Below are 26,736 nucleotides of genomic sequence, written 5' to 3' on the forward strand. Positions count from 1 at the left end.
CGCGCCGTCAACGCCGTGGCGTCAACAGATATCCTCCTCCCGGACGACAGGACGGCTTTCCCGGGTCGCCCGCATCCGGCTGGCCTTGTCGTCCGGGTCCGACGTCAGCACGACATGATCCTCATGCACCTCCAGCAGCACGCCGGCAAAGGGCATGCCCTCCAGACTGCCCGTCACCCGGTAGCTGACCGAATCCCCGACCTTGAACGTCGCGGGATCGGTATTGAACTCAAAGGGACAGGCGCCCTCTCCCATGCCAAGCATATGCGTCTCCTACACGGCAAAGCTAGCGTGGCGACGCCGCACCGATCAAGACCCCTGTCGCTTCCATCACAAGGGCGTTACAGGCCGGCCATGGACATACGCCTCGCCCGCCCGTCGGACCTCCCCCGTCTCCACCCGATCATAGAGCGCGCCTATCGCGGCGACACCGCCCGGCAAAGCTGGGCCATAGAGACCGCCCCGCCCGCCACCCCCCGCACCAGCATCGCGGCGCTGGAGGCGATCCTCGCCGACCCCGCCGAACGCCTGCTGGTCGCGCCAGACCCGGACGACGCCCCCATCGGCTGCGTCCAGATCTCCGACCGGGGCGACGGCCGCGCCTGTCTCGGCCTGCTCTGCGTCGATCCCGCGCTCCAGTCGGGGGGCCTCGGCCACCGCCTCATCGCCGCCGCCGAACAGCTCGCCGCGACCGCCTTCGGTACCCGGCGGATGGAAATGACCGTCATCTCCACCCACGACAATCTCATCCGATATTATCGAAGACGCGGCTACCGACCGACGGGAGAGACGCGCCCCTATCCCGTACCGCTCGATCCGCCGCAGCAGATGGTCGTCCTGGCAAAAGCACTGGCGGCCCGAAAGCAGTTGGGCTAGGGCCTCGACCCGATGCTCACCAAGCTCTACCAATGGACGCTGGCGAAAGCCGCCCACGCCCACGCCGAACGCTGGCTCTTCGCCATCAGCTTCATGGAAAGCAGCTTCTTCCCCATCCCGCCGCACCCGCTGCTGGGCCTGATGTGCCTCGCCCGCCCGGAACGCGCGATCCGCTTCGGGCTGATCTGCACCATCGCCTCGGTGCTGGGCGGGCTGTTCGGCTATGCCATCGGCCATTTCCTCTATGAAACGGTGGGGCAGCAGATATTGCACGCCCTCGGCCTCGCCGCGAAATTCCCCGTCGCCGCCTGCTATTTGCGCGATTACGGGGCGGAGATCATCCTGATCAAGGGCGCGACGCCGATCCCGTTCAAGCTCATCACCATCACGGCGGGCTTCATCGGCCTCTCCCTCTTCACCTTCCTCTGGGCGAGCGTCCTCAGCCGCGCCTTCCAGTTCATGCTGGTGGGTTTCCTGTTCTGGAAGTTCGGCCGCCCGATCAAGGCGTTCATCGAGAAATATCTCGGCCTGCTCTCCGCCGCCTTCCTGGTGCTGCTGGTCGGCGGCTTCATCGCGGCCTCCGCCCTGTCCGGCGGCGGGGACAAGAGCGACAAGTGCAGCCACGCCACCATGGCCACGCTGCACTGATCCGCACCGGCATGAAGGACATTCCGGCCCGCTTCCCGAAGCTCACCGCCCTGCTCGCCGGATTCGCGGCGGCCACCGGCTTCGAACCGCTGAAGCTCTGGCCTGTCACCCTGGCCTGCTTCGCGCTCCTCATCCTCCTGATCGAACAGGCTCCCGACCGCCGCAGCGCTTTCCTGCGCGGCTGGCTGTTCGGCGTCGGCCATTTCACCCTCGGCCTCAACTGGATCGCCCACGCCTTCACCTTTCAGGACGCGATGCCCCACTGGTTCGGCTATGGCGCGGTGGTCCTCCTGTCCCTCTACCTCGCCGTCTATCCCGGCCTGGCCACGCTGGCGGCGCGGTGGCTGTACCATCTACAGAACAACGTGTTCCTGCGAAGGCACTGGAACGAGACAAGCGACTCGCGACAGCCCAGTCCCGCCGTCAGAACTGGACTCCTGCCTCCGCAGGAGCACGCCACACTTCCTTTCACCCTCCTCTTCGCCGCCTGCTGGCTGGCCTCGGAATATCTCCGCGCCACCGTCTTCACCGGCTTCGCCTGGAACCCGCTGGGCGTCACCCTCCTCCCCACCGGCATGGCGATCGCCTCCACCCTGATCGGCACCTACGGCCTCGGCGCGCTCGCCATACTGGCGTCGGGCGCGCTCCTCCTCGCCCTCCGCCGCCAGTTCCGCCCCGCCGCCGCCCTCATTACACCCCTCATCGCCCTGACCCTGTGGGGCAATCTCTCCCCCGCCCCGCCCACTCCCACAGGCGCCCCCAAAATCCGCGTGGTCCAGCCCAATATTGGCCAGGACGAAAAATATTCTCCCGAACTCGAACAGGCCCATTTCCAGACCCTCGCCGCCCTCTCCGGCACGCGGCGCCCGGCCCCGCGCCTGATCTTCTGGCCCGAAGCCGCCATCCCCGCCTATCTCGACATGGAGCCCGACTGGCGCGCCCGCCTCGCTGCATTGCTGGGCCCCGGCGACCTCCTCATGACCGGCGCGACCAAGGTCTATTTCAAACAGGTCGGGAAAGAAGGCGTCCCGGAAAACGCGCTGGCCGGCGCGAACAACAGCCTGTTCGTCGTGAACGCACAGGCCCGCCTGCTCGGCCGCTACGACAAGTCCCATCTCGTCCCCTATGGCGAATATCTGCCGATGCGCCAGATTCTCCAGCCGCTCGGCCTGTCCCGCCTCGTCCCCGGCGCCGTCGACTTCTGGCCCGGCCCCGGCCCGCAAAGCCTGGCCCTGCCCGCCACGCTGGGCCGCCCGCCGCTCAGGATGGGCGTGCAGATCTGCTACGAGATCATCTTCTCCGGCCAGGTTGTGGACGAAGCCAACCGCCCCAACTTCCTGTTCAACCCCTCCAACGACGCCTGGTTCGGCAGTTGGGGCCCGGTCCAGCATCTGGCGCAGGCCCGCCTCCGCGCGCTGGAGGAGGGCATCCCCATCATCCGCTCCACCCCCACCGGAATCTCCGCGGTGGTCGACGCCCGCGGCCATATCCTCGGCAGCATCGGCCACCACCGCGCCGGTTTTCTCGACACCGCGCTCCCCCCCGCGCTGCCGCCGACGATCTTCGCGCGATTCGGCAATCTTCTCCCCTTCGCCTTTGCAGCGCTGCTCGTCCTCGCCTGCATCCCACTTGCCCGGTTGCGCGGCAGCCGCTAAGGCATCCACTGCACATAAAGATTTCTTTATACGCAGACACAGCATCAGACTGGAGCAACCATGCGTTCGAACTACCTCTTCACCTCGGAATCCGTTTCCGAAGGCCATCCCGACAAGGTCGCGGACCAGATTTCCGACGCCATCGTCGACCTCTTCCTGTCGAAGGACTCCGAAGCCCGCATCGCCTGCGAGACGCTGACCACGACGCAGCTCGTCGTCCTCGCCGGGGAAATCCGCTGCAAAGGCGTCTATGAAAATGGCGAATGGGCGCCGGGCGCGCAGGAAGAGATCGAACGCACCGTCCGCGACACGGTAAAGCGCATCGGCTACGAACAGGACGGCTTCCACTGGGAAACTTTCCGCTTCGAAAACAACCTCCACGCCCAGTCGGCGCACATCGCGCAGGGCGTCGACGCCGCCGGGAACAAGGATGAAGGCGCGGGCGACCAGGGCATCATGTTCGGCTTCGCCTGCGACGAAACGCCCGACCTCATGCCCGCCACGCTGGACTACAGCCACAAGATCCTGGCGAAGATGGCCGCAGACCGCCACAGCGGCCGCGCCCCCTTCCTGGAGCCGGACGCGAAGAGCCAGGTGACGCTGCGCTTCGAAAACGGCAAGCCCGCCGCCGCCACCGCCATCGTCGTCTCGACCCAGCACGCGCCGGGCTATGACGCGGGCGAAAAGGAAGCCGAACTCAAAAATTACGTGAAGGGCGTCGTCGCGGAAATCCTGCCCGGCGAACTGCTCTCGGACGAGACCGTCTATCACATCAACCCGACCGGCAGCTTCGAAATCGGCGGCCCGGACGGCGACGCCGGCCTTACCGGCCGCAAGATCATCGTCGACACCTATGGCGGCGCCTCGCCCCATGGCGGCGGCGCGTTCAGCGGCAAGGACCCGACCAAGGTCGACCGCTCGGCCGCCTATATCACCCGCTATCTCGCCAAGAACATCGTCGCCGCCGGCCTCGCCCGCCGCTGCACGATCCAGCTCGCCTACGCCATCGGCGTTTCCGAACCGCTGTCGCTCTATGTCGACACCCACGGCACCGGGACGGTCGGGGACGACAGGATCGAACAGGCGATCAAGAACATCAAGGAACTGGGCGGCCTCACCCCGCGCGGCATCCGCACCCATCTCGGCCTCAACAAGCCGATCTACCAGCCCTCGGCCGCCTATGGCCATTTCGGACGCAAGGCGGAGGGCGACTTCTTCCCCTGGGAACGCACCGACCTGGTGGAAAAGCTCAAGGCCGCCCTTTAAGGCGCGCTGGGATTCCGTTCAGGGCAAGGCGAAAAAAAGCTCGAAGCGCAGTTCGGCAGGTAAGCGCCGGAAGCGCGGAAAGCCGCCATTTGCAGCCGCCATGGGCTGAATCCCACACACCCGATCCGGGTCGGGAAAGCAAATCGCATCAGGGGTTGCCGGTCGCCCGGCAGCCCCTTTTCCATGGCCCCTTACCCTTCCTTAACCATGCTCCGCCTAGCGCCGGATGGATCAAGGAGACATGGTTTGGCCTCTTCCCTCTCTTACGGCACCCACGGCGCCGAAGCCGCGTGGACAGCCCTCAACCGCAGCCAGGCGGTGATCGAATTCGCGCTGGACGGCACGATCCTGACGGCCAACGCCAATTTCCTGGCCCTGATGGGCTATGGGCTGGAAGAGATTGCGGGCAAGCACCACCGGATCTTCTGCACGCCGGACCATGCCGCATCCCAGGAATATGCCGATTTCTGGCAGAAGCTGGGTTCCGGCGCCTTCGACGCCGGCGCCTATGAGCGCCGCGACCGCAACGGCCGCGAAATCTGGTTGCAGGCCACCTATAATCCCGTCTTCGAAGCCGACGGCACATTGCGCAAGGTCGTGAAGATCGCCACCGACATCACCCGCCAGGTCCGGCAGGAACGGGAGGCGCGTCATCGCCTGGCCGACAGCCATCGCCTCCAGCACGATCTGGAGCGACAGAAGAATGCGCTGGAAAAGACGATGACCCAATTGGCCGACATCGTCTCGACCATCCGCGGCATCGCCGCCCAGACCAACATGCTCGCCCTCAACGCCCGGATAGAGGCGGCCCGCGCCGGGGAGGCCGGCCGCGGCTTCGCCGTCGTCGCGGGCGAGGTCAAGAAACTGGCCGACGACACCCGCATCGCCACCGAACGCGCCGCGGCCATGATGCAGCAGGAACGGATCGGCCTGACGGACCGGCAATCGGCGGCCTGACAGGCCCCCCGCATGGCGGCAACATGACGAAAAGTTCATTGGCATGCCGCCCGCAAAACGCCCATAAGCAGGGCGTCGGACCCGCACCCCTGTCGGGTCCGGCAACCTCTTTCCAAGGGGAATGCGATGACCAGGCCACTGACTTCCGCCCTCCTCGGCCTAGCCCTCATGACCGGCAGCGTAGCCCCAGCGTTGGCCGCGCCATGCAAGGACGCCAAGGGCAAGTTCGTCAAATGTCCGCCCAAGCCGGTCGCCAAGAAGGGACCGTGCAAGGACGCCAAGGGCCGCTTCGCCAAGTGCAAATGACCTGACGGGTTCGCATCGGCCCTGACCCACCGCCTCCCAAAGGAACAAGCCCGACGCCGCCCACGGCGTCGGGCCTGAGCCTCCTGTCCCCGGCATCATCTCCTCAACAACGGGGACAGGAGGCGCCCCATGACGCTTCCCTCCTTACCATCCCCTTCCCGCATTTTTCGATCCGGCAGGTGATTTCACTCGCACCGAAAATGCTCTATCCGCCCGCGCATGACAGCGCATAAATCCGGCGATCCCACCACGCTCAACCGCCTCTACGGCCGCCAGTCCGGGCACAAGCTCCGCAAGGGGCAACAGGAACTGGTCGATTCCCTGCTGCCCGCCCTCTCCGTGCCTGAGGAAGGGGATGTCACCGCCGCGGGCCTGTTCGGCTACGACCGTCCCCTGCATTTCGAAATCGGCTTCGGCGGCGGCGAACATCTCGCCTATCGCGCCGACCTGCTGCCCGATCACGGCTTCATCGGCTGCGAACCGTTCCTGAACGGCGTCGTCACCGCGCTCGGCCATATCCGCGACAGGGCGCTGGGCAATGTCCGCCTCCACATGGGCGACGCCCTCTCCGTGCTCAGCCGGATTCCGGACGGCTCGCTCAGCTTCGTCTATCTGCTCCACCCCGACCCCTGGCCCAAGGCCCGCCACGCCAAGCGCCGCATGATGAACCCCGGCCCGGTCGCGATGATCGCGCGCAAGCTGAAGCCGGGCGGCGAATTCCGCTTCGGCACGGACCATCCCGTCTATCTGCGCTGGGCGCTGATGGTGATGAACGGCCATCCCGATTTCGAATGGCTGGCGGGCTCTCCCACGGATTTCCAGCGCCGCCCCGGCGGCTGGCCCGAAACCCGCTACGAAGCGAAAGCGCGCAGCCTGGGCCATGAAGTCTGGTACTTCCGCTACCGCCGCCACTGATCGCCGCCCCGGCCCTCTCCAAAAAGAAACCCCGCCGGAGCAAGCTCCACGGCGGGGCCAAGGTTCAGGGAGGTGTCACTCCAAGGGGGAAGAGTGACCACATCAATCTAGGGCTCCCATCCGGCAATTCAAGGGCTTGCCGGCCCTCCTTTCCCCGCGACACGCCATCGTCCCCGCAATCGCCACATCTTCATTGACCGTTCAGCGCCCCTCCATCAATCTCACGGCCAGATCGCAACGCCGTGAAAGACCGACAGGTGCCGAAGCCATATTGGGCGTTTCTTCTTCCGACGCTCCTGTTTCCCGCCCCCCTCGTCACCGCCGCCCACGCCGAAACCTATTATGTCGATTCCCGCCAGGGCGACGACAATGCGGACGGCACGGCCGGCAACCGGGCCTGGCGCTCGCTTGCGCGGGTCAATGGCTGGCCGCTCCGGCCCGGCGACCGTGTCCTGCTGGCCGCCGGATCGGTCTGGCGGGAACCGCTGACGATCGCCCGCTCGGGCAGGGCGGGATCGCCCATCACGGTCGGCGCGACCGGCTCCGGCCCGCGCCCGCGCATCGATGCGGGCGGCGTTTCGGAATATGCCGTCGGCGTGATCGACGCCGATCACGTCACGATCAGCGGGCTGGAAGTCACCAACGCCGCCCCCTCGCCGGCCCCGCGCATCGGCATATTGGTGCGCGCCGAAAACCGGGGGGTGACGCGGGGCATCCGCATCAGCGACAATTATGTCCACGATGTCCGCGGCACCAACGACCGCAAGGACAATGGCGGCATCCTGTTCCGCGCCACCGGCCGGCAGGTCGCCACCCGCTTCCAGGACCTGGCGATCGAGCGGAACATCCTGTGGCGCGTCGACCGCTCCGGCATCGCCGGGATCAGCGACCGGGTGTCCTTCCTCGACTGGTTCCCCAGCAGGAAGGTGGTGATCCGCGACAATTATCTGGAGGACATCGGCGGCGACGGCATCGTCCCCCGCGGCACGGACGGCGCCCTGATCGAACATAATATCGTCCTCCACGCCGGCAGCCGCGCGCCCGGCTACAATGCCGGCATCTGGCAGTGGAGCACCGACAACAGCCTGATCCAGCTCAACGAGGCGGCCCATACCCGCACCCGCTATGATGGCCAGGGCTTCGATTCCGACTTCAACTCGCGCCGGACGACCTTCCTCTACAATTACAGCCACGACAATGCCGGCGGCTTCCTGCTGATCTGCTCGCCCCGCCGCAACGACAAGGACAATCTGGGCAATCGCGGCACGCTGGCGCGCTTCAACGTCAGCCGCAACGACGGCGCCCGCATCTTCCAGCTTTCCGGCAATGTGTCGGACGCCCGGATCGAAAGGAACGTCATCCATGTCGGCCCGGCGATGGACGTGCAGATGATCGTCGCCACCGAATGGCAGGGCTGGGCGCGCGGAGTCCGCTTCGCGCGCAATGTCTTCAAGGTGGCGGGCACCGCCCGCTACGGCAGCGAGAGCGGGCGCAGCGGCCCCGACTATCTGATCCGGGCCGGCTTCGCCCCGGCCGAATCGATCCGCTTCCGGCGGAACAGCTATTTCGGCAGCCATATCGACCTGCCGGACGATGGCGCCGGCCAGACCATCCAGCCCTATCAGGAAATCGCGTCGGACTGGGACGTGCCCAGGTTCGACCCCGCCAGCCCCGACGCTTTCCCCGAATTCATCGACCGCCACCGGAACTGGATGCTGGCGATGCTGGGGCGCGAACTGGGAACCCCCGTCCGGCTCCGGCAACCACGGGCCAGTTCCGCCTTCGAAACCCGCCGCTGAGCCGATCCCCCTCCGCCAAAGGCAAAGGAGCCCCGCCCCTTGCGAAGGAAGGCGGGGCTTCAGTTGGGTCGCACACAGGCCAATGCCTGCGGACGGCAATAGGACATAGTTCCGCCGGGAAGTCGATTGCGATAATCTAGACCTGGATCAAGCGCATGGAGGGTCATGACGGCGGAAAAAGGCAACGGCGCGCCGGGTCCGGCCCGCCGCGCCGTCATCGCCGCGTCCCTCGCGCCCCTCCCCCCGGACGGGCCCGGACCGCTCGCTCAGTTCGCCTTGCTCAGATCCACCTTCTCGACCCATTCGGGATAGAAGGTCGGCTCCCGGTTCGACCATCCGACCGCCGTCGCCGCCGCTTCGCTGATCGACTGGAGCAGCGCCCGGCGCTTTTCGGGGTGGAGGTGCGGCAGGCTGGCCGCCGCGCAGAAGGCCCCCGGCAGCCATGGCCGCGATCCCGCACCCAACAGCCGCTCGTACAGGAAGCGATAGGCGGAAAAGCTGCACAACCGGTCCTGCCCCAGGTCGAAGGCGGAAACCGTCACCAGCGGCGCCATGAAGGGCTCCATCTGGTCCAGGCCGCTGTCATCGGGCACCCGCGCCTTGATCTCCTCCAGCCGCCCGTAGATCCGCGCCTGCGCGCGAATGCTGGCTTCCTCCACCATATCGCGCGACCACAGCTTCATGGCGTCGCGCCGATGAAGTCCGATGTCCAGCGATCTTCGGATGTAACGCTGCGTGGCGGCCGGGAAACTGGCGAATTCACGCAACTCCGCCAGGGTAATCGCCCCGTCCGCAGGTCTTGCACTCGTGCCCATGCTTTTGCCCTCCGACTTCAAGTCGTAAGCAGAACATGCGCCCCCGATGGTTACTGCAAGCTTAAGCGCCGGTTCTGCCGACAGACACAGGGAATCATTTTTCCTTGTGCAGCGCAACATGTAATTTTTATGAATGCGCCCAATCGAGTAGCATCAGCCGGTTCGCCGCCCAGCCGCCGCCGGCATTGTCCGGCGGCAGCCGCTTTCCTCCAAACGGGCTTCATTCCTGCGAGGCGCTCGAATGCGGCGAATGGCTCATGCGCGCACAACCAAGCTGCCCGATAATCCGCCAGGGCGGAGGCCCGGCTCCCGATCCCTGCAAGCAGGACAGGCCGATCGGCAAGGGCAACCCAAACCCGGCCGCCGCCATGGAGCGCCGCGTTAAACCGGATGCAGGGCGCGCGCTCGAATTTTCCGCTGTCGCATCGTTTTCAGCCGCATCCTTTTCAGCGCAAAACACCCACCCACGACCGGCTCAGGACAGGCGTTTCTGCGCGATGCCCTACCCGGCCCTGCGCTCCAACACCGCGCCGATCATGCTGCGCCAAACGGCCACGTCGCCCGCCTGCGCCATTTGCGCATCGGGCTCCCGCAGCGTGTGCAGGATCGCATAGGCATCGTCGACATGGTCCTGCCAACTGGCATCGACTGCGCTCGCCGCATGCGGATCGTTGCCCTCGCCGTTCAGGCTGAGCTGGCGCCCGGCCAGCACGCGGGCAATGCGTTCGATCACGGGAGTGGCGGAAGTCGGCATATGAAGTGGCTCCTCTCACCTGCGGAGGGCAACGCGCGGCTGCCCTCCCGACCGATCATATCACGATTTCCCCTATCGTCTATCGCCCGTCCTTCCGATCCTCGCCGTCCGGCCGATCCCTGCCTTCCGGAAAACCGGAAGACGGCACCGGATCGCCATGATCGCCCGGCGCGGTCGCCGATGGCGGATCGGACGCATCCATGCTGTCCATCAATCCCTCGTCCAGCTTCTCCTCCGTCGTCACCGCATGGTCCTGCGCGTCGGTAGGCCGCCTGTCGTCGGCTTCCTCGCGGCTGTTGGGCCGAATATCGGTCTTGTCGCTCATCATGCTCTCCTTTTTTGGCGCGCCGGCGCCTCGAACCATGAAACGGACGGCGGCAAGGGCGGGTTCCGCCCGCCGCCCCTATCGACCAACGCATGGAACCCTTCGACCAGCTTCGCCGCCAAGGGGCGACAGACGCCGCGCCTTGTCCTAGACTTTCGCCCATGAGCATAAAAAACGAGGACGGCGAGCCTGGCGTGCCGCCGACGGTCGCACTGTATTCGATATTGGGTTTCTGGTTCTTCTACGCGGTGCTGGTGACGCTGCGCGCCTCCGTCATGGGGTTCGAGGCGCAGGGGGCCATGGCCGCGCGCCGCGCGGTGGTGACGGTGATCGGCATCGTCGTCACCTGGGTCCTCTATCTCTGCCTGCGCCGCTTCGACCGCCAGCCGCTGACGACGCGCATCGTCGCCGCCTTCTCGCTCGCCGCGCCCTTCGCGCTGGCGACGGCGGCGGCCAATTTCTACGTCTTCAACATCTACGACCCGGCCTCACTGTTTCCTGACGCCGATTATCAGAAATATGCGAGCGAACAGGGCTTCGCCCTGATGCAGATCGTGGAGGACGCGATCAGCCGCTATTTCTTCCTCGCCGCCTGGGCCGGCCTGTACCTCGCCCTCTCCTACGCCAGCGAGGCGCATCGCGTCGAACGCCGCGCCGACCGGCTGGAACGCGCCGCCCAGCAGGCCGAACTGCGCTCCCTGCGCTATCAGGTGAACCCCCATTTCCTGTTCAACACGCTGAACTCGCTCTCTTCGCTGGTCATGAAGGACCGGCGCGACGAGGCGGAACAGATGATCCTCTCCCTCTCCAATTTCTACCGCACCAGCCTGACCGGCGACCCGCTGGAGGACGTCTCGCTGGAGGAGGAAGTGCATCTCCAGAAACTCTATCTGGACATCGAAGCGGTGCGCTTCCCGGATCGCCTGTCGACCAGCATCCGCATCCCGGACACCCTGCTCAATGCCTGCGTTCCCGGCCTGATCCTGCAACCGCTGGTGGAAAATGCGATCAAATATGGCGTGTCGCGCACCTCCAGCCCGGTGACCATCGCCATCGAAGCGCGGGAGGAGGAGGGCATGCTCCACATCAGCGTCACCGACAATGGCGACAAGCCGCCCAGCGAAGCGGACGCGGGCAGCGGCATCGGCCTCGCCAATGTGCGCGACCGCCTGACCGCCCGCTTCGGCGAACAGGGCCGGATCGACTATGGCCCGCGCCCCGGCGGCGGCTTCGCGGTGGACCTCACCCTCCCCATCATCCGCCGGAGCTAGGCCGTATCGACATTCAACTTGAAAATATAAGCGACGTCATGCTGAACTTGCTTCAGCATCCATTTCTCCCCAGCAACCGCAGGTGGGTAGAGGCACAATGGATGCTGTCGCCGCAGCCTGGAGCGTTTTCCAAGCAGATGGAATCATCTGCCGACTCGGAAAACGCGAGAAAACAAAAACCTAGAGCAGTCGAGCCGATGCAATCGGATCGGAATCTGCTCTAGGGTACGGAATTTCCCCATCCTTGGCGCAATCCGTGAAAGGTCGAACCCATGCCCATCCGAACGCTGATCGTCGACGACGAACCATTGGCGGTCGAACGCCTCCAGATGCTGTGCGCCCGCGAACCGCGCATCGCGCTGGTCGGCACCGCCAGCGACGGGGAGGCGGCGCTGCGCCTGATCGAGGGGCTGGAACCGGACCTGGTGATGCTCGACATCGCCATGCCGCTGCTCGACGGCATCGGGGTGGCGCGGGCGACCTCGCGCATGGGCATCTGCCCGGCAGTGATCTTCGTCACCGCTTTCGAAGGTTTCGCGGTGGAGGCCTTCGACCTTGCCGCCGTGGACTATCTGCTGAAGCCGGTGGCCCATGAACGCCTGTCCCGCGCCATCGACCGCGTCGAACAGGCGCTGGGCAACCGCACCGTCCCCTCCCCCGCCACCAGCACGCAGGACGAACCCGAATGGGCGGAGGAATTCTGGGTGCCGCACCGTTCCGAACTGATCCGCATCGGCGCGGTCCAGATCGACCGGATCGAGGCGGAACGCGACTATATGCGGCTGCATGTGGGGGCCAACAGCTATCTGCTGCACCAGACGATCAGTTCGCTGGAAAACCGGCTGGACCCGCAGCAGTTCGTCCGCCTGCACCGCTCCCACATCGTGCGCCGCGACCATATCTCCCGGCTGCGCCACGACGGCAGCGGCGTCTGGTCAGCCTGCCTCGCGGACGGCACGGAAATCCGCATCGGCCGCACCTATCTCACCAACGCCCGCGCCATGGCAGGCCGCTGACCCCTTCAGTCCTCCCGTCGCAGATGGGAAGGGAAACCGCCAAAGACGATGGAGGGCAACGCCCGCGGGACGCCGCAAGGGCAGCCGCAACGCTCCGCGCCCACAAAAGGAAAGGCCCGGTGAATTCCGGGCCCTTTTCTAAAAACCGATTGAATAACTCAGGCGCCTGCGCTGACTGGCTTTTACTTGCCCAGATCGGCAAAGCGCTCCCCATTCTGAGCCTTGGCGACGGCAAGGTCCACAGCGCCGCGAACATGCGCGGCTGCAACCTGCTGGCACTTCTCGATCGCGGCCGTGGTATCGTTGAGCGGGCAGACCTTTGCCGCGGCACGCCGTATACGGGCATTCAGGACGCGTTGGTCGCTCGTCTTCGACAGGTCCAGATCATGATAGCTGACCTCGACACTCTTTCCGTTGGACTCGAATTCGATGGCGGAAGCCGTGCCAGCGGCGCCCATGGCGGCCATGGCGGCGAGAGCAGCGGTGAACTTGATGGCGATCATGGCAATTGTCTCCTCAACGCTATGCTTTTGTCGGCCTGGCCGCGTGGCGCGCAGTGCAGACCTCAAGCGAAGAGAAGAGAAGGCCTCAACAGATCATCGTCTCTGTCTTCGCCCATTTTGTTTAGGCGCATTGCAAATGCATCGCTTTTCGCTTTCGACCGGCGCCTGTCCCTGTCGGCCAACGGCGCTCCCGTCGACCAAATACAGTCTCACGGGGACGAACGACAATTTTACGACAGAAAAACAACCGTTCCGTAGCGTAAAATTACAATCGTTCAACAATTCGCGCACATAAAAACACCCCCGGCGCAAGGGAAAGGCCGGGGGTGCATCCAGGAAGCTGTCGGGCTCTCCGGGATCTCTTTCAATCATCTTGCGGCGATACGGCCCGGGGCCGGTCGATCCATAGCCAGATCGTCGCCATGTCGAACCGCATCATAGCGCGGGTGCGCAACGACCGTTTTCCCCATTCGATGATCCGCCCATCCATCACGCCCGGCAACATCAGCCGTGGACGAACGGACGACATTCTTCCACGAACGACATCACCGCCCCTGCGCGGCGAGCTGCGCCCGCAAATTGGCGAGCGTCCGCGCATCGACGACCGGCCGCTCCGGCGCCTCCTTCCCTTCGCGCAGCTTGCTGCGGTCCTTCTCCGGCGGCTCCACGACGCGCACCCTGACCGGCGCATGGCCCGTCGCCCTGATCCCCAGCTGCTCCGCCGCCCCGCGCGACAGGTCGATGATCCGCCCCCGCCCGGCGAAGGGCCCGCGATCGTTGATCCGCACCAGGATCGTCCGCCCCGTCTCCAGCGCCGTCACCTCGACATAGCTCGGCAGGGGCAGCGTCGCGTGCGCCGCCGTCACCGCCTTCGGCCGAAAGCGCTCGCCATTGGCCGTCCGGTTCCCGCTCTCCCCGCCATACCAGCTCGCATAGCCCAGATAATCATAGCCCGGATCGGCGGCAGGCACATAGGTCACGCCCCTGACGCTATAGGGCTTTCCCACCCGCACCGGCACGTCGCTCACGGGCCGATAGCGCACCCCCCCGCCACAGGCCGCCAGCGCCATCGCGACGCCCAGCGCGCCGAACCGCATCCGAACAAAAGTCCCGCTCATCCCCGCCCTTTACCCCAGCCCGGCGCGGGGGCAAAGCCGCCGCCTTTTCCTTTCGCCGCACAGTCCCTATCTTGCGCCCGACCGGCCCTTGCCTCCCAAGAACAAATCTGGAACAACACGCCCCCATGAGTCTCACGCAAATTTCTCAGCAGAGGTCTGCCGAATGCTGACCACCATAAGCGTCCGCGGCGCACGCGAGCATAATCTCAAGGGCGTCGACGTCGACCTTCCGCGCGACAGCCTGATCGTCATCACCGGCCTTTCCGGCTCGGGCAAGTCCTCCCTCGCCTTCGACACTATCTATGCCGAGGGTCAGCGCCGCTATGTCGAATCCCTCTCCGCCTATGCGCGCCAGTTCCTGGAGATGATGCAGAAGCCGGACGTCGAACATATAGACGGCCTCTCCCCCGCCATCTCCATCGAGCAGAAGACGACCAGCCGCAACCCGCGCTCCACGGTCGCCACCGTGACGGAGATCTACGACTATATGCGCCTCCTCTGGGCGCGCGTCGGCATCCCCTATTCGCCCGCCACGGGCCTCCCCATCAGCGCCCAGACGGTCAGCCAGATGGTCGACCGCGTGATGCAGCTGCCCGAAGGGACGCGCTTCTACCTCCTCGCCCCCGTGGTCCGCGGCCGCAAGGGCGAATATCGCAAGGAACTGGCGGAGTGGCAGAAGGCCGGCTTCACCCGCGTCCGCATCGACGGCGAACTCTACGCGATAGAGGACGCCCCCGCCCTCGACAAGAAATACAAGCATGACATCGAAGTGGTGGTCGACCGCCTCGCCGTCAGCGACGACATGGCCACCCGCCTCGCCGACAGCTTCGAACAAGCCCTGAAACTCGCCGACGGCCTCGCCTATGTCGACCTCGCGGACGGCGCCGTCCCCGGCCGCGAGGTCGAAGCGGAATCCACCGGCAACCTCAAGGGCGCAGGCATCCCCGCCAACCGCATCGTCTTCAGCGAGAAGTTCGCCTGCCCCGTCAGCGGCTTCACCATAGCGGAGATCGAACCGCGCCTCTTCTCCTTCAACGCCCCGCAGGGCGCCTGCCCCGCCTGCGACGGCCTGGGCGAACGGCAGGAGTTCGACCCCGAACTCGTCGTCCCCAACGAAGCCCTCAGCCTCAAGAAGGGCGCGGTCGTCCCCTGGGCCAAGTCCAACCCGCCCAGCCCCTATTATATGCAGGTCCTCGGCTCCCTCGCGAAGGAGTTCGGCTTCTCCCTCGACACCCCCTGGGCCGACCTGCCGGGGGAGGTGAAGCTCATCATCCTCCACGGCACCGCCGGCCGGCCCGTCACCCTGCGCTTCGTCGACGGCAAGAAAAGCTATGAGGTGAAAAAGCCCTTCGAAGGCGTCATCGGCAATCTCAACCGCCGCCTCCTCCAGACCGAATCCGCCTGGATGCGGGAGGAACTCAGCAAATACCAGACCGCCATGCCGTGCGAGACCTGCCACGGCGCCCGCCTCAAGCCGGAGGCGCTGGCGGTGAAGATCGCGGGGGAAGACATCTCCATGTCCACCCGCCGCTCGGTGGTGGACGCGCTCGGTTTCTTCTCCACCCTCCCCAGCCGCCTCAACGATCAGCAGAACCAGATCGCCCGCGCCATCCTCAAGGAAATCGTGGAGCGCCTCGGCTTCCTCAACAATGTCGGCCTCGACTATCTGAACCTGGACCGCACCAGCGGCACCCTGTCCGGCGGCGAGTCCCAGCGCATCCGCCTCGCCTCGCAGATCGGCAGCGGCCTGTCGGGCGTCCTCTACGTCCTCGACGAACCCTCCATCGGCCTGCACCAGCGCGACAATGACCGCCTGCTCATCACGCTCAAGCGCCTGCGCGACCTCGGCAACACCGTCATCGTCGTGGAACATGACGAAGACGCGATCCGCACCGCCGACTATATCGTCGACATGGGGCCGGGCGCGGGCGTCCACGGCGGCACCATCGTCGCGCAGGGCACCCTGAACGAACTGCTCGCGCACAAGGACAGCCTGACCGCCGACTATCTGAACGGCACCCGCCGCATCGAAGTCCCGCCCCGCCGCCGCAAGGGATCGGGCAAGAAACTCACCGTCCACAACGCCCGCGCCAACAACCTGCAAAATGTCACCGCCAGCATCCCGCTCGGCACCTTCACCTGCATCACCGGCGTATCGGGCTCGGGCAAGTCCAGCTTCACCATCGACACCCTCTATGCGGCGTCCGCCCGCACCCTCAACGGCGCGCGCATCGTCGCCGGCCCGCATGACAAGGTGACGGGCCTCGAACATTGCGACAAGGTGATCGACATCGACCAGTCGCCCATCGGCCGCACCCCCCGCTCCAACCCGGCGACCTACACCGGCGCCTTCACCAACATCCGCGACTGGTTCGCCGGCCTCCCCGAAGCGCAGGCGCGCGGCTACAAGCCCGGCCGCTTCAGCTTCAACGTCAAGGGCGGCCGCTGCGAAGCCTGCCAGGGCGACGGCGTGCTCAAGATAGAGATGCACTTCCTCCCCGACGTCTACGTCACCTGCGACGTCTGCCACGGCGCCCGCTACAATCGCGAGACGCTGGAGGTGAAGTTCAAGGGCAAGTCCATCGCCGACGTCCTCGACATGACGGTCGAGGACGCGGTGGAATTCTTCAAGGCCGTCCCCCCGATCCGCGACAAGATGGCGATGCTGGCCGAAGTGGGCCTGGGCTATGTCAAGGTCGGCCAGCAGGCGACCACCCTGTCCGGCGGCGAAGCCCAGCGCGTCAAACTCGCCAAGGAACTCAGCCGCCGCGCCACCGGCAACACGCTCTATATCTTGGACGAACCCACCACCGGCCTCCATTTCGAGGACGTCCGCAAGCTACTGGAAGTCCTCCACGCCCTCGTCGAACAGGGCAACAGCGTGGTCGTGATCGAACACAATTTGGATGTCATCAAGACCGCTGATTGGATCATCGACATGGGACCAGAGGGGGGCGTCAAAGGCGGCGAAGTGGTCGCCGAAGGCACGCCCGAAAAGGTCGCAAAGAACGCCCGGAGCTTCACCGGACGCTATCTCGCGCCGTTGTTGGGGATGGAGGCTGTGGCGGCGGAGTGATTGACTTGAACGATCTTAACTGGAAATTTTAATATTTTTCAGCAAGATGGTGTGCAGGTATAATTGGGGGGTTAAATGGAACTGGCTACTAAACTGGTCGAACTCGAAAAACGAACAGCCCAACATCGCGAGCTATTGCTAACCGAGGAAGCAGCCAAAACGGCGCTAGTGATGCCGTTTATCCAATCATTGGGATATGATGTCTTCAATCCGGCAGAAGTCATACCCGAGTTCACGGCAGACGTAGGGATAAAGAAAGGTGAGAAAGTTGATTACGCAATCTGCATTGACGGTCAGCTAAAAATTTTGATGGAATGCAAACCTTCCTCTGTTGACCTCGATCTCAAACATGCTTCTCAACTATTTCGCTATTTCTCAACAACAGACGCTCGCGTCGCGGTCCTAACGAATGGCGTTCAATATCAGTTTTATTCTGATATAGAACAACCCAATAAAATGGACGAAAAACCATTTTACATCTTTTCCATGGATGGGATAAAGCGGACCGATCCGCCTATCTTAGAGAAATTTACACGTCAGCATTTTGATATCGACTCAATTGTCGCAGCCGCTGGTCGATTGAAGCTTGAATCACAAATGCGCATTGAATTGGAAAAGGAATTTGCCGACCCTTCGGATGACTTCATCAAAATGATGGCTGCAAGGGTGCAAGGAGGGCGTGTAACAGCATCCCTCAAAGAGCAATACCATGCTGTTCTTACGGCATCTATCGCCTCGATCATCAGAGACCGGGTCAACGATCGTTTAACATCGGCACTGAATGTTGCCAATCCGGCTTCCGAAATCATTGAGGAGGGTGGGTCTGATGACATGTCCGATGCGGCAGGCATCATCACGACGGATGATGAGATTAACGGGTTTCGTATCGTACAAGCCATAGCTGCACGACATGTAGATCCTAGTCGCGTGGTCATCCGGGATTCAAAATCATATTGCGCCATATTGCTAGATGACAACAATAGGAAATCTCTAGCCCGGCTCCACTTCAATAGCCCAACGACACGATATGTTGGCACGTTCGTTGACAAAGTAGAGACGCGGCATGCCGTTTCGTCCCTCACCGACATATACAAACTTGAGGAGTTAATCGTAGCGCGTATCACGGCTTTAGAAAGCGGGCCTGACAGCTAATCATACCATGCCTCAATATCGCTTAGAATTCACCGCCGCGCTGGAAATCTTCGCACAGATTTGTGATGCAATGGCCGCACGAGGCTTCACTCGACCTGTGCTGGTGGGAGGCGCGGCAGTAGAATTTTACAGCATGGGATTTATTACTACGGGCGACTTCGATCTCTGCTCACCGGCGCAGGATGCCCTCGAAGAAGAATTTCAGCGCTACGGGTTCGTCCGCCCCTCAGGACCAGGCCGTGCTACACGCGGGTGGGTTCATCCCGATCTCGGCCTCGGTTTCGAAGTCGTTGGCGACATGCCGCTCGACGGCGCTGTCACACGCGACCATATCGCCCTTGTCGAGGATTTTGAAAATGGTCCGCCCTTTGCGATTATCTCTGTGGAAGATCTGATAGCCGACCGCATGGGCCAATATGCCTCCGGCACCGCCCGCGAGATGCTGGCGCAAGCAAAAACGCTGCTACGCCTTCACCCGGAAGCCGACATGGATTATCTTGAACGCCGCGTCCGCCATGAAACTGGCGGTGATTTCGGAGCAGATGATGTCCTTGACCGACAAAACTGAGAATTGGCCCGGCCGCCGCATCGCCTTCAAAAGCTTTGCGGCCGATCTCGCGCGCCGCCGCGCCGAACTCGGTATCACCGACGCCGATATACCCCGCAACAGCGGCACCCGCCGCACAGCCAGCAAAAAGGCCCTCCTGAAAGCGATCAGGGACGCAGGCGGCAACTGGTAAATCCGACTCATCTAATCGGACCAATTCAGCCGTTCCATGATTGGCACAGACCGCGGCTACTGATATTTTCCAATCCATGACAAAACTCACTCCCATCGAGTCCGAGTTCGCGACCACCGAGGACGCCGAGGCCTATGACGCTTGGTTCCGCGCCAAGGTCGAAGCCGCCTTGGCCGATCCCCGACCCGGCATCCCGCACGATCAGGTCATGGCGAAACTGCGCGCCATCATTGAGGCCAAGAAAGCCAAGCAGGCCTGATGCCGCACGTCATCTGGCGCCCGAAGGCGCTCGAAGATGCCGACCGCATCATCGACTATATCTCCGACCGCAATCCCGCCGCTGCCGCCCGCCTTGCCGATCTGTTCGAATATGCCGCTGAGCGACTGGCCGACCATCCCTATATGCATCGCGCCGGTCGCGTCCCGGATACGCGGGAAGCCATCGTTACCCCCAACTATATTCTCGTTTACCGCGCAGGCGCAGACGTCATCGAAATACTGGCCATCCTCCACACCCGCCAACAATATCCTTGACTTCGTTCCCATTTTGTTCTGTCCTACACGCCCTCCCCTCACATATCCTCCCGGCAAAGCACCTAACGGAAAAGGGCCTTGCCATGACCTGCCAATTCCCTCCCCTCCCCACCACCGCGCAGCAGATCCGCGCCGACGGCTGGAGCCCCGCTCGCCAACGCGCCTTCCTTGAAACCCTCGCGGCCACCGGCATCATTCTCTCCGCCTGCGAAGCCGCCCGCATCAGCCCGCGCTCGGCCTATGCCCTGCGCATCCGCCGCGACGGCGCGGCCTTTCGCCTCGGCTGGGACGCCGCCATCCTCATCGCCCGCGCCCGCCTCGCCGACGATCTGCTCGCCCGCGCCCTCACCGGCCATGAGGAGGTGATCCGCAAGGACATGGACGCAGGCGAAATCACCCGCCACCGCCACGACAACCGCCTCGCCATGTCGATGCTCTCCTGCCTCGACCGCATGGCCGACAGCCCGCCGCAGGGCAGCGACGCCGCCCTCGCCCGCGTGGTGGCGCAGGATTTCGCCGCCTATCTCGACATGCTCTGTCCGGAGGATCAGGCGCAGCCCGACCGCCCCGACGCCGCGCCCCCGCCCATGGCCGCCGATGCGGACCACGCCGCCCTGCCTGACCACGCCGCCCCCGAAGATGCGCCGGCCATCGAACAGGCCGCCGCCGCCTTGTCCCCCGGCGCCTCCGCCGCGCTGTTCGTCGCCGCGCGCCTGGCGCTGGGCGAGGGCGGCAAGGCCCCGCTCTTCGCCCTCGATGGACGGTGTGAACTTCGGCCCATTCCGGCCGCTCCGCCGGTCGACCGCGCCAGCTTCCCGCCGGAGGAAGCCGCCGCCCGGCCGCGCGGCATCTGGTGGGATGAGGAAAGGGACGGCTGGCGCACCGACTATCCCGCGCCGCCCGGCTTCGACGGCGAAGAAAGCGACGCCCTCTACGACATCGACGCCTATGAGCGCGACCTGACGATGGCGGAGGAACAGGCGCTGGCCCTGCGCGCGGAGGCGGAGCGCCGCCCCTATGAACATGCCGCCGCCCGCGCCCGCGACGCCTTTTTCGGCTTCGCCGCGCTGGCGGGAGCAGGATGATCGCACCCGCCGATTTGCTATTCCGCCCCCATGCCCCTATATGGGGAAGGCTATAGTCGCAAATCGACGGTCTTTCGGCGCTTTGCGGCACCAAACTTCCTTCTTTCCCTGCCCCTCTAGCGCAAGGCCCGTCCACACGGGACGCGCCCACGTAAAGAAGGAAATACCCCATGAGCATCATCGGAACCGTCAAATTCTTCAACGCCGACAAGGGCTATGGCTTCATCGCTCCCGATGACGGCAGCCCGGACGCCTTCGTCCACATCTCCGCGGTGGAGCGCGGCGGTCTCGCCACCCTGCGCGAAAAGGACCGCGTCTCCTACGATCTGGAGCAGGACAAGCGCGGCAAGATGGCGGCGGTGAATATCCAGCACGCGCAATGATGCGCCGCTGACAGGCCGGGCGCCGCCCACGCGGCGCCCGCCACTCTTGAAAGGAGCGTCCCATGGCCAACCCCGATTTCCGCGCCCTCGCCCGTCAGGCCCGGAACGAAGCCGACGCCGCCACCCTGGACAATGTCCGCCAGCGCTGCCGGCGTTCCGAAGCCGCCTTTCTGGTCATGGCCCGACGACAGGAATATGTCGACGAAAGCCGCGCCCGCCGCGCCGCCGCCACCAACTGAACGGCCCCGGCCGGCCCTGCCACTCTTCGCATCGCCGGCCCCGCTCGCCCTGCCGCACCGCGCCGGAACCGATCCGCGCCGCCAATGTTATCCTTGCAAATTCCCCACGGAACAAGGAGCCCCCACCCATGATCCGCACCCTGATCTTCGGCGCGATCGCAGGCTATGTCGGCAAGAAACTCTATGACGAAGGCAAGCTGACAGAGTTCAAGGACGACCTCGTCGCCCGCTACAACCAGGCCAAGTCGGACCTCGACCAGCGCCGCGACAGCGACAGCACGGTGACCAGTCCCAACCTCGCCACGCCCGCCGCCAGCACCACCGGCGCCGCGCCCGTGACGCCCTGACGGCCCGACCCTTTCCTTTCCAGCGGTGAACACCCTCTCCCCGCTGGCATCACTGCCCGCCCGGCTGCCTTTCCCCCCTTTTGGTGCCGCGGCGGGCAGACTATTTCGCGCAACTTCCTCCCTTCCCAAGGGTTGTCATCCCAGCAGGGAAAGCACAGGAGAAAAGGACAATGCGCACCCCCCTATTGGCAGCGGCGCTGCTTGCAATGCCGTTGACGGCCTGCGTTTCGGACGGTGACGGTGGCCGCTACGGCTACGACCGCCCCGGCTACGGCCACCGCCCCGGCGGCCGGCCCATCGGCGACAACGACTATATCTACCGCGACAATGACGGCCGCTACTATTGCAAGCGCGACGACGGCACCACCGGCACCATAGTCGGCGCGATCGCGGGCGGCGTATTGGGCAACATCATCGCCCCCGGCGGCTCCAAGACGCTCGGCACCATCCTGGGCGGCGCTGGCGGCGCGCTCGCCGGCCGCGCCATCGACAAGAACGACGTCCGCTGCGAATAGAACGAAAAAGGGCGCGGACCCAAAGGCCCGCGCCTTCCTTCTGAACCCCGACAGGGCTTACAGCTTTTCGACCAGCTCCGGCACGACCTTGAACAGGTCGCCGACCAGCCCGATGTCCGCCACCTGGAAGATCGGCGCGTCCTCATCCTTGTTGATGGCGACGATGGTCTTGGAATCCTTCATCCCCGCCAGATGCTGGATTGCCCCGGAGATGCCCACGGCAATATAGACTTCCGGCGCCACGATCTTGCCGGTCTGCCCGACCTGATAATCGTTCGGCACATAACCCGCGTCGACCGCCGCGCGGCTCGCGCCGACCGCCGCGCCCAGCTTGTCCGCCAGCGGGAAGATCGTCGCCTCGAACGTCTCGCCGTCCTTGAGCGCACGGCCCCCCGACACGATCACCTTGGCCGAAGTCAGCTCCGGACGCTCCAGCTTGGCGATCTCGGCCCCGACGAAGGAGGAAATGCCCTTGTCACCCGTCGAAGCCACCGCCTCGACAGTCCCGTTGCCGCCTTCCTTGGCCGCCTTCTCGAAAGCGGTGCCGCGAACGGTGATGACCTTCTTGGCATCCTTCGACTTCACCGTCGCGATGGCGTTGCCGGCATAGATGGGCCGGGTGAACATATCCTCGCTCTCGACCGACAGAATGTCGCTGATCTGCATGACGTCCAGCAGAGCCGCCACGCGCGGCGCGATATTCTTGCCATTGCTGGTGGCGGGCGCGACGAACGCATCATGATGGCTCATCAGCTCAACGACCAGCGGCGCGACATTCTCGGCCAGCGCATGACCGAAGGCGGCGTCGTCGGCGACATGGACCTTGCCCACGCCCGCGATGCTGGCGGCTTCCGCAGCAACGCCGCCGACGTCCTGCCCCGCAACCAGCAGATGCACTTCACCCAGCTTCGACGCAGCGGTGACGGCGGAAAGCGTCGCGTCCTTGACCGCGCCGCCCTCATGTTCAACCCAAACGAGCGTCTTCGTCATGCTGCAACTCCCAGAGCCTTGAGCTTCGCGACCAGTTCATCGACATCGGCCACCTTCACGCCGGCCGAACGCTTGGCCGGTTCGGACACCTTGATCGTCTCCAGACGCGGCGCAATGTCCACGCCGTAATCGGCAGGCGCCTTGGTCGCGAGCGGCTTGCTCTTCGCCTTCATGATGTTGGGCAGCGAGGCATAGCGCGGCTCGTTGAGACGCAGGTCGGTGGTGACGATGGCCGGGACGTCGAGCTTCACCGTCTCCAGACCGCCGTCGACTTCGCGGGTCACGCTGACCTTGTCGCCTTCGACCTCCACCTTGCTGGCGAAGGTGCCCTGCGGCAGACCCAGCAGGGCCGCCAGCATCTGGCCGGTCTGGTTGCTGTCGTCATCGATCGCCTGCTTGCCCAGGATGATCAGGCCAGCGCCTTCCTCTTCCTGCACCTTGGCGAGCAGCTTGGCCACGCCCAGCGGTTCGACCTCATCGTCGGTCTGGATCAGGATCGCCCGGTCGGCACCCATGGCCAACGCCGTGCGCAGCGTCTCCTGCGCCTTGGCAACGCCGATCGACACCGCCACCACCTCGGTCGCCACGCCCTTCTCCTTCAGGCGAATGGCTTCCTCGACCGCGATCTCGTCGAACGGGTTCATCGACATCTTCACGTTCGCCAGATCGACGCCCGTCCCGTCCGCCTTCACCCGAGGCTTCACATTATAGTCAATCACCCGCTTCACGGGCACAAGGATCTTCATCTCCAACATCCTTCCTTCATTCACGCCAAGCCCGCAAATGCAAGCAGGGGCGCGGGCAGCCCGTCTCCGGACCACCCGCACCCTTTGGTGTCTTGTTCAGGCGAAAAGCTGCGTCAGGCTGCCTTCCTCACTTCCGCCACGATCTTCTTGGCCGCGTCGCCCAGATCGTCCGCCGGGACGATGGCCAGGCCCGACTTGGCCAATATGTCCTTGCCCTGCTGGACGTTCGTGCCTTCCAGGCGGACGACCAGCGGAACCGACAGGTTCACATCCTTGGCGGCGGCGACGATGCCGTCGGCAATGATGTCGCACTTCATGATGCCGCCGAAGATGTTGACCAGAATGCCCTTCACCGCCGGGTCCTTCAGGATGATCTTGAAGGCCGCCGTCACCTTTTCCTTGGAAGCGCCGCCGCCGACGTCCAGGAAGTTGGCCGGGAATTCGCCATTCAGCTTGATGATGTCCATGGTCGCCATGGCAAGGCCCGCACCATTCACCATGCAGCCGATATTGCCGTCCAGCTTGATATAGGCGAGGTCATATTCCGAAGCCTCGACTTCCGCCGCATCTTCCTCGGTCAGGTCGCGCAGTTCGACGATGTCCTTGTGACGGAACAATGCGTTACCGTCGAAGCCGACCTTGGCGTCGAGGACGAGGAGATTGCCCTGCTCGGTGACGGCGAGCGGGTTGATTTCGATCTGCGACGCGTCGGTCGCCAGGAAAGCGTCGTAAAGCGACGAAGCGACCTTGGCGGCCTGCTTGGCCAAGTCACCGGTCAATTCCAGCGCGGCGGCAACGGCCCGGCCATGGTGCGGCATGAAGCCGGTGGCCGGGTCGACGGCGAAGGTGTGGATCTTCTCCGGGGTCGAATGCGCGACTTCCTCGATGTCCATGCCGCCTTCGGTCGACACGACGAAGGCCACACGGCCGGTCGCACGGTCCACGAGCAGGGCGAGGTAGAATTCCTTCGCAATATCAGCCCCGTCGGTGATGTAGAGGCGATTGACCTGCTTGCCTGCTTCGCCGGTCTGCACCGTCACCAGCGTGTTGCCGAGCATGTCGGTGGCGTGAGCCTTAACCTCGTCCAGGTTGAAGGCCAGACGGACGCCGCCCTTCGCGTCGGGACCGAGTTCCTTGAACTTGCCCTTGCCGCGGCCACCGGCGTGGATCTGCGACTTCACGACATAGAGCGGCCCGGGCAGCTTCTTGGCGGCTTCGACCGCTTCATCGACGGAGAAAGCGGCGTAACCGGCGGCGATCGGCGCGCCGTACTTCGCCAGCAGTTCCTTCGCCTGATATTCGTGGATGTTCATGGGGCTCGCCCGTCCTTTCCGCTGAAACTCTTGTGTCCAGCGGCTAAGCACAGGCAAAAGGGCAACACCAGCAAATTTCGCAAAATGACTTTGCAAAATTGCAAAACCTTTGCGAAGCGCAAGCCTTGTTTATTGCGAAATCAGCCGTCGATGGCGCAGACGATCGCCGCCTTGCTGGTCACGTCAAAGATCTCCGGATCCTCCAGCGCGCGGACCTTGAAGAGGAACCGGTCCACCGTCATGTCTCCCATGTGAGACTTGCGGAGCGATGCCAGCGACTGAAGCCTGCGGAGCTGCATCAGACTCAGCCGATCGACCATCCTTTCGGCCATGCAGCCGGCCATGCGGGGCGATATGCCCGCATCGATCAGCCCGGTGCGAAGGCGCGATTCGGGCGAGACCGTCGCGCAGGACAGGAGGAGGAGCGAAGCGCCCAGCCCGCAGGCCAGCGAACGGAGGGGGATGGTTGTAATCCCTCCTTCATGGCAAGCATGGTCTGAACAGAGGCTAAATGCTGGCCGCGCCCAAGGGAGAAAAAGAGAGATGGACAGGATTTTCACGGCCTTTGCCCACCGGATCGCAAGCTGGTCGGGCCAGCCGGCCGCCTTCATCCTGGCCGCGCTGGTGATCCTGGGCTGGATCGTGACCGGCCCGATCTTCCATTATTCCGACACCTGGCAGCTCATCATCAATACAGGCACGACGATCGTCACCTTCCTGATGGTCTTCCTGATCCAGAATGCGCAAAATCGCGACGGCTCCGCCATACAGGCGAAAATGGACGAACTGATCCGCGCCGTATCGACGGCGCGGAACGAGTTCATCGGCATCGAACATCTGACTGAAGCGGAACTGGAGAAGATCAAGACGGTGCTGGAAAAGGAATGCGGCGACAATGAAACGCACCGCGAGTCGATAGAACGGCTGATCGAACGCCGCTAATGCGCCAAGTCGACCAGCCTTTCATTCTCACGGCGATAGGCGTCGATCTGATCGGTATAGCCGCGCGCAAGGCCTTCATAGGCCTCCCGGCCCTTCACCGACCGGCTCATCTGCGCGCGGATCAATGCAACTTGCTGTCTGTGCAGCAGATAGTTGACATCCATCTCCCCATTCATATTCACCCTCCTACCTGATCGCTGAAAGAGATTGGCTGGGGTTCGCATCCTGTGCGAGTCGCTCTACGGCGTGCTTACGATAGCATCGGCCCGATGGTCATGCGATTCCATCCGGCGCATGCGGAGAGCAGCCTGCCGGATATTACCCTCCTCCTCAAAAGCGGGCCGCCTTCCAAAAGGAGGCAATCCACAATGGTCAAAGCAGCAGCAAGCCAGCCAGAATGGCGGTCTTCGCCTGCTCGAAGAGCAGCGAGGGCCTGAAAGCCACTGTTGG

Annotated in this window: 33 protein-coding genes; 22 read left to right on the top strand and 11 right to left on the bottom strand. The window is 64.3% G+C overall.

Going from position 1 to position 26,736, the window contains the following annotated elements; translation table 11 throughout:
- Positions 1-21 precede the first annotated feature (21 nt).
- Positions 22-264 carry a hypothetical protein gene (locus TZ53_RS21120; RefSeq protein ID WP_025551538.1) on the bottom strand — a complete coding sequence of 81 codons (243 nt, stop codon included), beginning with the start codon at positions 262-264 and terminating at the stop codon, positions 22-24.
- 90 nt (positions 265-354) lie between these two features.
- On the opposite strand from TZ53_RS21120, the gene TZ53_RS21125 reads away from it, so the two are divergent.
- From TZ53_RS21125 to TZ53_RS21160, 8 genes are all read left to right on the top strand, one after another.
- A complete protein-coding gene (locus TZ53_RS21125; protein ID WP_044662605.1) occupies positions 355-876 on the top strand; it encodes a GNAT family N-acetyltransferase in 522 nt (173 codons plus the stop codon).
- 12 nt (positions 877-888) lie between these two features.
- Positions 889-1,524 (top strand): YqaA family protein, encoded by a 636-nt coding sequence (locus TZ53_RS21130; protein WP_044662606.1) that lies wholly within the window; start codon positions 889-891, stop codon positions 1,522-1,524.
- Positions 1,525-1,535: 11 nt separating this feature from the next.
- Positions 1,536-3,179, top strand: coding sequence for an apolipoprotein N-acyltransferase (gene lnt, locus TZ53_RS21135; protein ID WP_044663188.1), 1,644 nt, complete (start codon positions 1,536-1,538; stop codon positions 3,177-3,179).
- Between the two features lie 60 nt (positions 3,180-3,239).
- Entirely contained in the window at positions 3,240-4,445 is a 1,206-nt protein-coding gene (gene metK / locus TZ53_RS21140) for a methionine adenosyltransferase (protein WP_044662607.1), read from the top strand.
- A 246-nt stretch (positions 4,446-4,691) separates the two neighbouring features.
- The gene (locus TZ53_RS21145) at positions 4,692-5,402 is read left to right on the top strand and encodes a methyl-accepting chemotaxis protein (RefSeq protein ID WP_044662608.1); all 711 of its coding nucleotides are present in this window, start codon (positions 4,692-4,694) and stop codon (positions 5,400-5,402) included.
- Positions 5,403-5,528: 126 nt separating this feature from the next.
- On the top strand, positions 5,529-5,708 hold the full coding sequence (locus TZ53_RS21150; RefSeq protein WP_025551528.1) for a hypothetical protein: 180 nt from the start codon (positions 5,529-5,531) through the stop codon (positions 5,706-5,708).
- A 219-nt stretch (positions 5,709-5,927) separates the two neighbouring features.
- A complete protein-coding gene (gene trmB, locus TZ53_RS21155; protein WP_044662609.1) occupies positions 5,928-6,623 on the top strand; it encodes a tRNA (guanine(46)-N(7))-methyltransferase TrmB in 696 nt (231 codons plus the stop codon).
- A 257-nt stretch (positions 6,624-6,880) separates the two neighbouring features.
- A complete protein-coding gene (locus TZ53_RS21160) occupies positions 6,881-8,422 on the top strand; it encodes a right-handed parallel beta-helix repeat-containing protein (RefSeq protein ID WP_229742426.1) in 1,542 nt (513 codons plus the stop codon).
- Positions 8,423-8,688: 266 nt separating this feature from the next.
- Here the strand turns inward: TZ53_RS21160 and TZ53_RS21165 are convergent, their stop codons facing one another.
- The 3 genes from TZ53_RS21165 to TZ53_RS21175 form a co-directional block, all read right to left on the bottom strand.
- Positions 8,689-9,237: a hypothetical protein gene (locus tag TZ53_RS21165; protein ID WP_025551523.1), complete on the bottom strand. Its 549-nt coding sequence runs from the start codon at positions 9,235-9,237 to the stop codon at positions 8,689-8,691.
- 502 nt (positions 9,238-9,739) lie between these two features.
- A complete protein-coding gene (locus TZ53_RS21170; protein ID WP_044662611.1) occupies positions 9,740-9,991 on the bottom strand; it encodes a hypothetical protein in 252 nt (83 codons plus the stop codon).
- Between the two features lie 79 nt (positions 9,992-10,070).
- Entirely contained in the window at positions 10,071-10,319 is a 249-nt protein-coding gene (locus TZ53_RS21175) for a hypothetical protein (protein ID WP_025551519.1), read from the bottom strand.
- A 158-nt stretch (positions 10,320-10,477) separates the two neighbouring features.
- Here TZ53_RS21175 and TZ53_RS21180 point away from each other — a divergent pair, with 158 nt between their 5' ends.
- Both TZ53_RS21180 and TZ53_RS21185 read left to right on the top strand, forming a co-directional pair.
- Positions 10,478-11,587 (top strand): sensor histidine kinase, encoded by a 1,110-nt coding sequence (locus TZ53_RS21180; protein WP_044662612.1) that lies wholly within the window; start codon positions 10,478-10,480, stop codon positions 11,585-11,587.
- Between the two features lie 272 nt (positions 11,588-11,859).
- Positions 11,860-12,603, top strand: a complete 744-nt coding sequence (locus TZ53_RS21185; protein ID WP_025552126.1) for a LytR/AlgR family response regulator transcription factor — start codon at positions 11,860-11,862, stop codon at positions 12,601-12,603.
- Positions 12,604-12,785: 182 nt separating this feature from the next.
- Here TZ53_RS21185 and TZ53_RS21190 read toward each other — a convergent pair whose 3' ends face one another.
- Together TZ53_RS21190 and TZ53_RS21195 are read right to left on the bottom strand one after the other, a co-directional pair.
- The gene (locus TZ53_RS21190; protein ID WP_044662613.1) at positions 12,786-13,106 is read right to left on the bottom strand and encodes a UrcA family protein; all 321 of its coding nucleotides are present in this window, start codon (positions 13,104-13,106) and stop codon (positions 12,786-12,788) included.
- 545 nt (positions 13,107-13,651) lie between these two features.
- On the bottom strand, positions 13,652-14,224 hold the full coding sequence (locus TZ53_RS21195) for a septal ring lytic transglycosylase RlpA family protein (protein ID WP_044662614.1): 573 nt from the start codon (positions 14,222-14,224) through the stop codon (positions 13,652-13,654).
- A 163-nt stretch (positions 14,225-14,387) separates the two neighbouring features.
- Here TZ53_RS21195 and uvrA point away from each other — a divergent pair, with 163 nt between their 5' ends.
- The 11 genes from uvrA to TZ53_RS21245 all read left to right on the top strand — a co-directional run bounded on the left by uvrA (position 14,388) and on the right by TZ53_RS21245 (position 22,295).
- Positions 14,388-17,300 (top strand): excinuclease ABC subunit UvrA, encoded by a 2,913-nt coding sequence (gene uvrA / locus TZ53_RS21200; RefSeq protein WP_044662615.1) that lies wholly within the window; start codon positions 14,388-14,390, stop codon positions 17,298-17,300.
- Between the two features lie 75 nt (positions 17,301-17,375).
- On the top strand, positions 17,376-18,452 hold the full coding sequence (locus TZ53_RS21205) for a type I restriction endonuclease (protein ID WP_044662616.1): 1,077 nt from the start codon (positions 17,376-17,378) through the stop codon (positions 18,450-18,452).
- Between the two features lie 7 nt (positions 18,453-18,459).
- Positions 18,460-19,020, top strand: coding sequence for a hypothetical protein (locus TZ53_RS26285; protein WP_083199195.1), 561 nt, complete (start codon positions 18,460-18,462; stop codon positions 19,018-19,020).
- A complete protein-coding gene (locus TZ53_RS21215) occupies positions 18,968-19,192 on the top strand; it encodes a hypothetical protein (RefSeq protein ID WP_238320079.1) in 225 nt (74 codons plus the stop codon). Before TZ53_RS26285 ends, TZ53_RS21215 begins: the two co-directional genes overlap by 53 nt.
- A gap of 76 nt (positions 19,193-19,268) precedes the next feature.
- Positions 19,269-19,451, top strand: a complete 183-nt coding sequence (gene relB, locus TZ53_RS21220) for a type II toxin-antitoxin system RelB family antitoxin (protein WP_044662618.1) — start codon at positions 19,269-19,271, stop codon at positions 19,449-19,451.
- Complete coding sequence (locus TZ53_RS21225; protein ID WP_044662619.1) at positions 19,451-19,726, top strand: type II toxin-antitoxin system RelE/ParE family toxin; 276 nt, start codon at positions 19,451-19,453, stop codon at positions 19,724-19,726. Before relB ends, TZ53_RS21225 begins: the two co-directional genes overlap by 1 nt.
- Before the next feature lie 83 nt (positions 19,727-19,809).
- Positions 19,810-20,811, top strand: a complete 1,002-nt coding sequence (locus tag TZ53_RS21230) for a hypothetical protein (protein ID WP_044662620.1) — start codon at positions 19,810-19,812, stop codon at positions 20,809-20,811.
- Positions 20,812-20,981: 170 nt separating this feature from the next.
- Complete coding sequence (locus tag TZ53_RS21235; RefSeq protein ID WP_007684722.1) at positions 20,982-21,194, top strand: cold-shock protein; 213 nt, start codon at positions 20,982-20,984, stop codon at positions 21,192-21,194.
- A 62-nt stretch (positions 21,195-21,256) separates the two neighbouring features.
- Complete coding sequence (locus TZ53_RS27245) at positions 21,257-21,433, top strand: hypothetical protein (RefSeq protein ID WP_171010079.1); 177 nt, start codon at positions 21,257-21,259, stop codon at positions 21,431-21,433.
- Positions 21,434-21,561: 128 nt separating this feature from the next.
- Positions 21,562-21,780 (top strand): hypothetical protein, encoded by a 219-nt coding sequence (locus TZ53_RS21240; protein ID WP_025550213.1) that lies wholly within the window; start codon positions 21,562-21,564, stop codon positions 21,778-21,780.
- A 170-nt stretch (positions 21,781-21,950) separates the two neighbouring features.
- Positions 21,951-22,295, top strand: coding sequence for a glycine zipper 2TM domain-containing protein (locus TZ53_RS21245; RefSeq protein ID WP_025550214.1), 345 nt, complete (start codon positions 21,951-21,953; stop codon positions 22,293-22,295).
- A gap of 57 nt (positions 22,296-22,352) precedes the next feature.
- Here the strand turns inward: TZ53_RS21245 and TZ53_RS21250 are convergent, their stop codons facing one another.
- The 4 genes from TZ53_RS21250 to TZ53_RS21265 all read right to left on the bottom strand — a co-directional run bounded on the left by TZ53_RS21250 (position 22,353) and on the right by TZ53_RS21265 (position 25,817).
- Positions 22,353-23,285 carry an electron transfer flavoprotein subunit alpha/FixB family protein gene (locus TZ53_RS21250; RefSeq protein WP_044662621.1) on the bottom strand — a complete coding sequence of 311 codons (933 nt, stop codon included), beginning with the start codon at positions 23,283-23,285 and terminating at the stop codon, positions 22,353-22,355.
- Positions 23,282-24,031: an electron transfer flavoprotein subunit beta/FixA family protein gene (locus TZ53_RS21255; RefSeq protein WP_044663190.1), complete on the bottom strand. Its 750-nt coding sequence runs from the start codon at positions 24,029-24,031 to the stop codon at positions 23,282-23,284. The genes TZ53_RS21250 and TZ53_RS21255 overlap by 4 nt, the downstream gene beginning before the upstream one ends.
- 113 nt (positions 24,032-24,144) lie before the next feature.
- Complete coding sequence (gene sucC, locus TZ53_RS21260) at positions 24,145-25,344, bottom strand: ADP-forming succinate--CoA ligase subunit beta (protein WP_044662622.1); 1,200 nt, start codon at positions 25,342-25,344, stop codon at positions 24,145-24,147.
- A gap of 140 nt (positions 25,345-25,484) precedes the next feature.
- Positions 25,485-25,817 (bottom strand): hypothetical protein, encoded by a 333-nt coding sequence (locus TZ53_RS21265; RefSeq protein WP_044663191.1) that lies wholly within the window; start codon positions 25,815-25,817, stop codon positions 25,485-25,487.
- 70 nt (positions 25,818-25,887) lie between these two features.
- Between TZ53_RS21265 and TZ53_RS21270 the strand changes: the two genes are divergently transcribed.
- Positions 25,888-26,286 carry a low affinity iron permease family protein gene (locus tag TZ53_RS21270; protein ID WP_044662623.1) on the top strand — a complete coding sequence of 133 codons (399 nt, stop codon included), beginning with the start codon at positions 25,888-25,890 and terminating at the stop codon, positions 26,284-26,286.
- On the opposite strand, the gene TZ53_RS21275 is transcribed toward TZ53_RS21270, so the two are convergent.
- On the bottom strand, positions 26,283-26,462 hold the full coding sequence (locus TZ53_RS21275; RefSeq protein WP_025550220.1) for a hypothetical protein: 180 nt from the start codon (positions 26,460-26,462) through the stop codon (positions 26,283-26,285). The genes TZ53_RS21270 and TZ53_RS21275 overlap by 4 nt on opposite strands.
- Positions 26,463-26,736: the final 274 nt, after the last annotated feature.

The organism is Sphingobium sp. YBL2 (assembly GCF_000943805.1).
Taxonomy (GTDB): Bacteria; Pseudomonadota; Alphaproteobacteria; order Sphingomonadales; family Sphingomonadaceae; genus Sphingobium; species Sphingobium fuliginis.

Excerpts from the sequence above, each read along its gene's own strand:
- TZ53_RS21120 (WP_025551538.1), bottom strand. The coding sequence starts at position 264 with ATGCTTGGCATGGGAGAGGGCGCCTGTCCCTTTGAGTTCAATACCGAT.
- TZ53_RS21125 (WP_044662605.1), top strand. The coding sequence starts at position 355 with ATGGACATACGCCTCGCCCGCCCGTCGGACCTCCCCCGTCTCCACCCG.
- TZ53_RS21130 (WP_044662606.1), top strand. The coding sequence starts at position 889 with ATGCTCACCAAGCTCTACCAATGGACGCTGGCGAAAGCCGCCCACGCC.
- lnt (WP_044663188.1), top strand. The coding sequence starts at position 1,536 with ATGAAGGACATTCCGGCCCGCTTCCCGAAGCTCACCGCCCTGCTCGCC.
- metK (WP_044662607.1), top strand. The coding sequence starts at position 3,240 with ATGCGTTCGAACTACCTCTTCACCTCGGAATCCGTTTCCGAAGGCCAT.
- TZ53_RS21150 (WP_025551528.1), top strand. The coding sequence starts at position 5,529 with ATGACCAGGCCACTGACTTCCGCCCTCCTCGGCCTAGCCCTCATGACC.
- trmB (WP_044662609.1), top strand. The coding sequence starts at position 5,928 with ATGACAGCGCATAAATCCGGCGATCCCACCACGCTCAACCGCCTCTAC.
- TZ53_RS21165 (WP_025551523.1), bottom strand. The coding sequence starts at position 9,237 with ATGGGCACGAGTGCAAGACCTGCGGACGGGGCGATTACCCTGGCGGAG.
- TZ53_RS21170 (WP_044662611.1), bottom strand. The coding sequence starts at position 9,991 with ATGCCGACTTCCGCCACTCCCGTGATCGAACGCATTGCCCGCGTGCTG.
- TZ53_RS21175 (WP_025551519.1), bottom strand. The coding sequence starts at position 10,319 with ATGATGAGCGACAAGACCGATATTCGGCCCAACAGCCGCGAGGAAGCC.
- TZ53_RS21180 (WP_044662612.1), top strand. The coding sequence starts at position 10,478 with ATGAGCATAAAAAACGAGGACGGCGAGCCTGGCGTGCCGCCGACGGTC.
- TZ53_RS21185 (WP_025552126.1), top strand. The coding sequence starts at position 11,860 with ATGCCCATCCGAACGCTGATCGTCGACGACGAACCATTGGCGGTCGAA.
- TZ53_RS21190 (WP_044662613.1), bottom strand. The coding sequence starts at position 13,106 with ATGATCGCCATCAAGTTCACCGCTGCTCTCGCCGCCATGGCCGCCATG.
- TZ53_RS21195 (WP_044662614.1), bottom strand. The coding sequence starts at position 14,224 with ATGAGCGGGACTTTTGTTCGGATGCGGTTCGGCGCGCTGGGCGTCGCG.
- uvrA (WP_044662615.1), top strand. The coding sequence starts at position 14,388 with ATGCTGACCACCATAAGCGTCCGCGGCGCACGCGAGCATAATCTCAAG.
- TZ53_RS21205 (WP_044662616.1), top strand. The coding sequence starts at position 17,376 with ATGGAACTGGCTACTAAACTGGTCGAACTCGAAAAACGAACAGCCCAA.
- TZ53_RS26285 (WP_083199195.1), top strand. The coding sequence starts at position 18,460 with ATGCCTCAATATCGCTTAGAATTCACCGCCGCGCTGGAAATCTTCGCA.
- TZ53_RS21215 (WP_238320079.1), top strand. The coding sequence starts at position 18,968 with ATGAAACTGGCGGTGATTTCGGAGCAGATGATGTCCTTGACCGACAAA.
- relB (WP_044662618.1), top strand. The coding sequence starts at position 19,269 with ATGACAAAACTCACTCCCATCGAGTCCGAGTTCGCGACCACCGAGGAC.
- TZ53_RS21225 (WP_044662619.1), top strand. The coding sequence starts at position 19,451 with ATGCCGCACGTCATCTGGCGCCCGAAGGCGCTCGAAGATGCCGACCGC.
- TZ53_RS21230 (WP_044662620.1), top strand. The coding sequence starts at position 19,810 with ATGACCTGCCAATTCCCTCCCCTCCCCACCACCGCGCAGCAGATCCGC.
- TZ53_RS21235 (WP_007684722.1), top strand. The coding sequence starts at position 20,982 with ATGAGCATCATCGGAACCGTCAAATTCTTCAACGCCGACAAGGGCTAT.
- TZ53_RS27245 (WP_171010079.1), top strand. The coding sequence starts at position 21,257 with ATGGCCAACCCCGATTTCCGCGCCCTCGCCCGTCAGGCCCGGAACGAA.
- TZ53_RS21240 (WP_025550213.1), top strand. The coding sequence starts at position 21,562 with ATGATCCGCACCCTGATCTTCGGCGCGATCGCAGGCTATGTCGGCAAG.
- TZ53_RS21245 (WP_025550214.1), top strand. The coding sequence starts at position 21,951 with ATGCGCACCCCCCTATTGGCAGCGGCGCTGCTTGCAATGCCGTTGACG.
- TZ53_RS21250 (WP_044662621.1), bottom strand. The coding sequence starts at position 23,285 with ATGACGAAGACGCTCGTTTGGGTTGAACATGAGGGCGGCGCGGTCAAG.
- TZ53_RS21255 (WP_044663190.1), bottom strand. The coding sequence starts at position 24,031 with ATGAAGATCCTTGTGCCCGTGAAGCGGGTGATTGACTATAATGTGAAG.
- sucC (WP_044662622.1), bottom strand. The coding sequence starts at position 25,344 with ATGAACATCCACGAATATCAGGCGAAGGAACTGCTGGCGAAGTACGGC.
- TZ53_RS21270 (WP_044662623.1), top strand. The coding sequence starts at position 25,888 with ATGGACAGGATTTTCACGGCCTTTGCCCACCGGATCGCAAGCTGGTCG.
- TZ53_RS21275 (WP_025550220.1), bottom strand. The coding sequence starts at position 26,462 with ATGAATGGGGAGATGGATGTCAACTATCTGCTGCACAGACAGCAAGTT.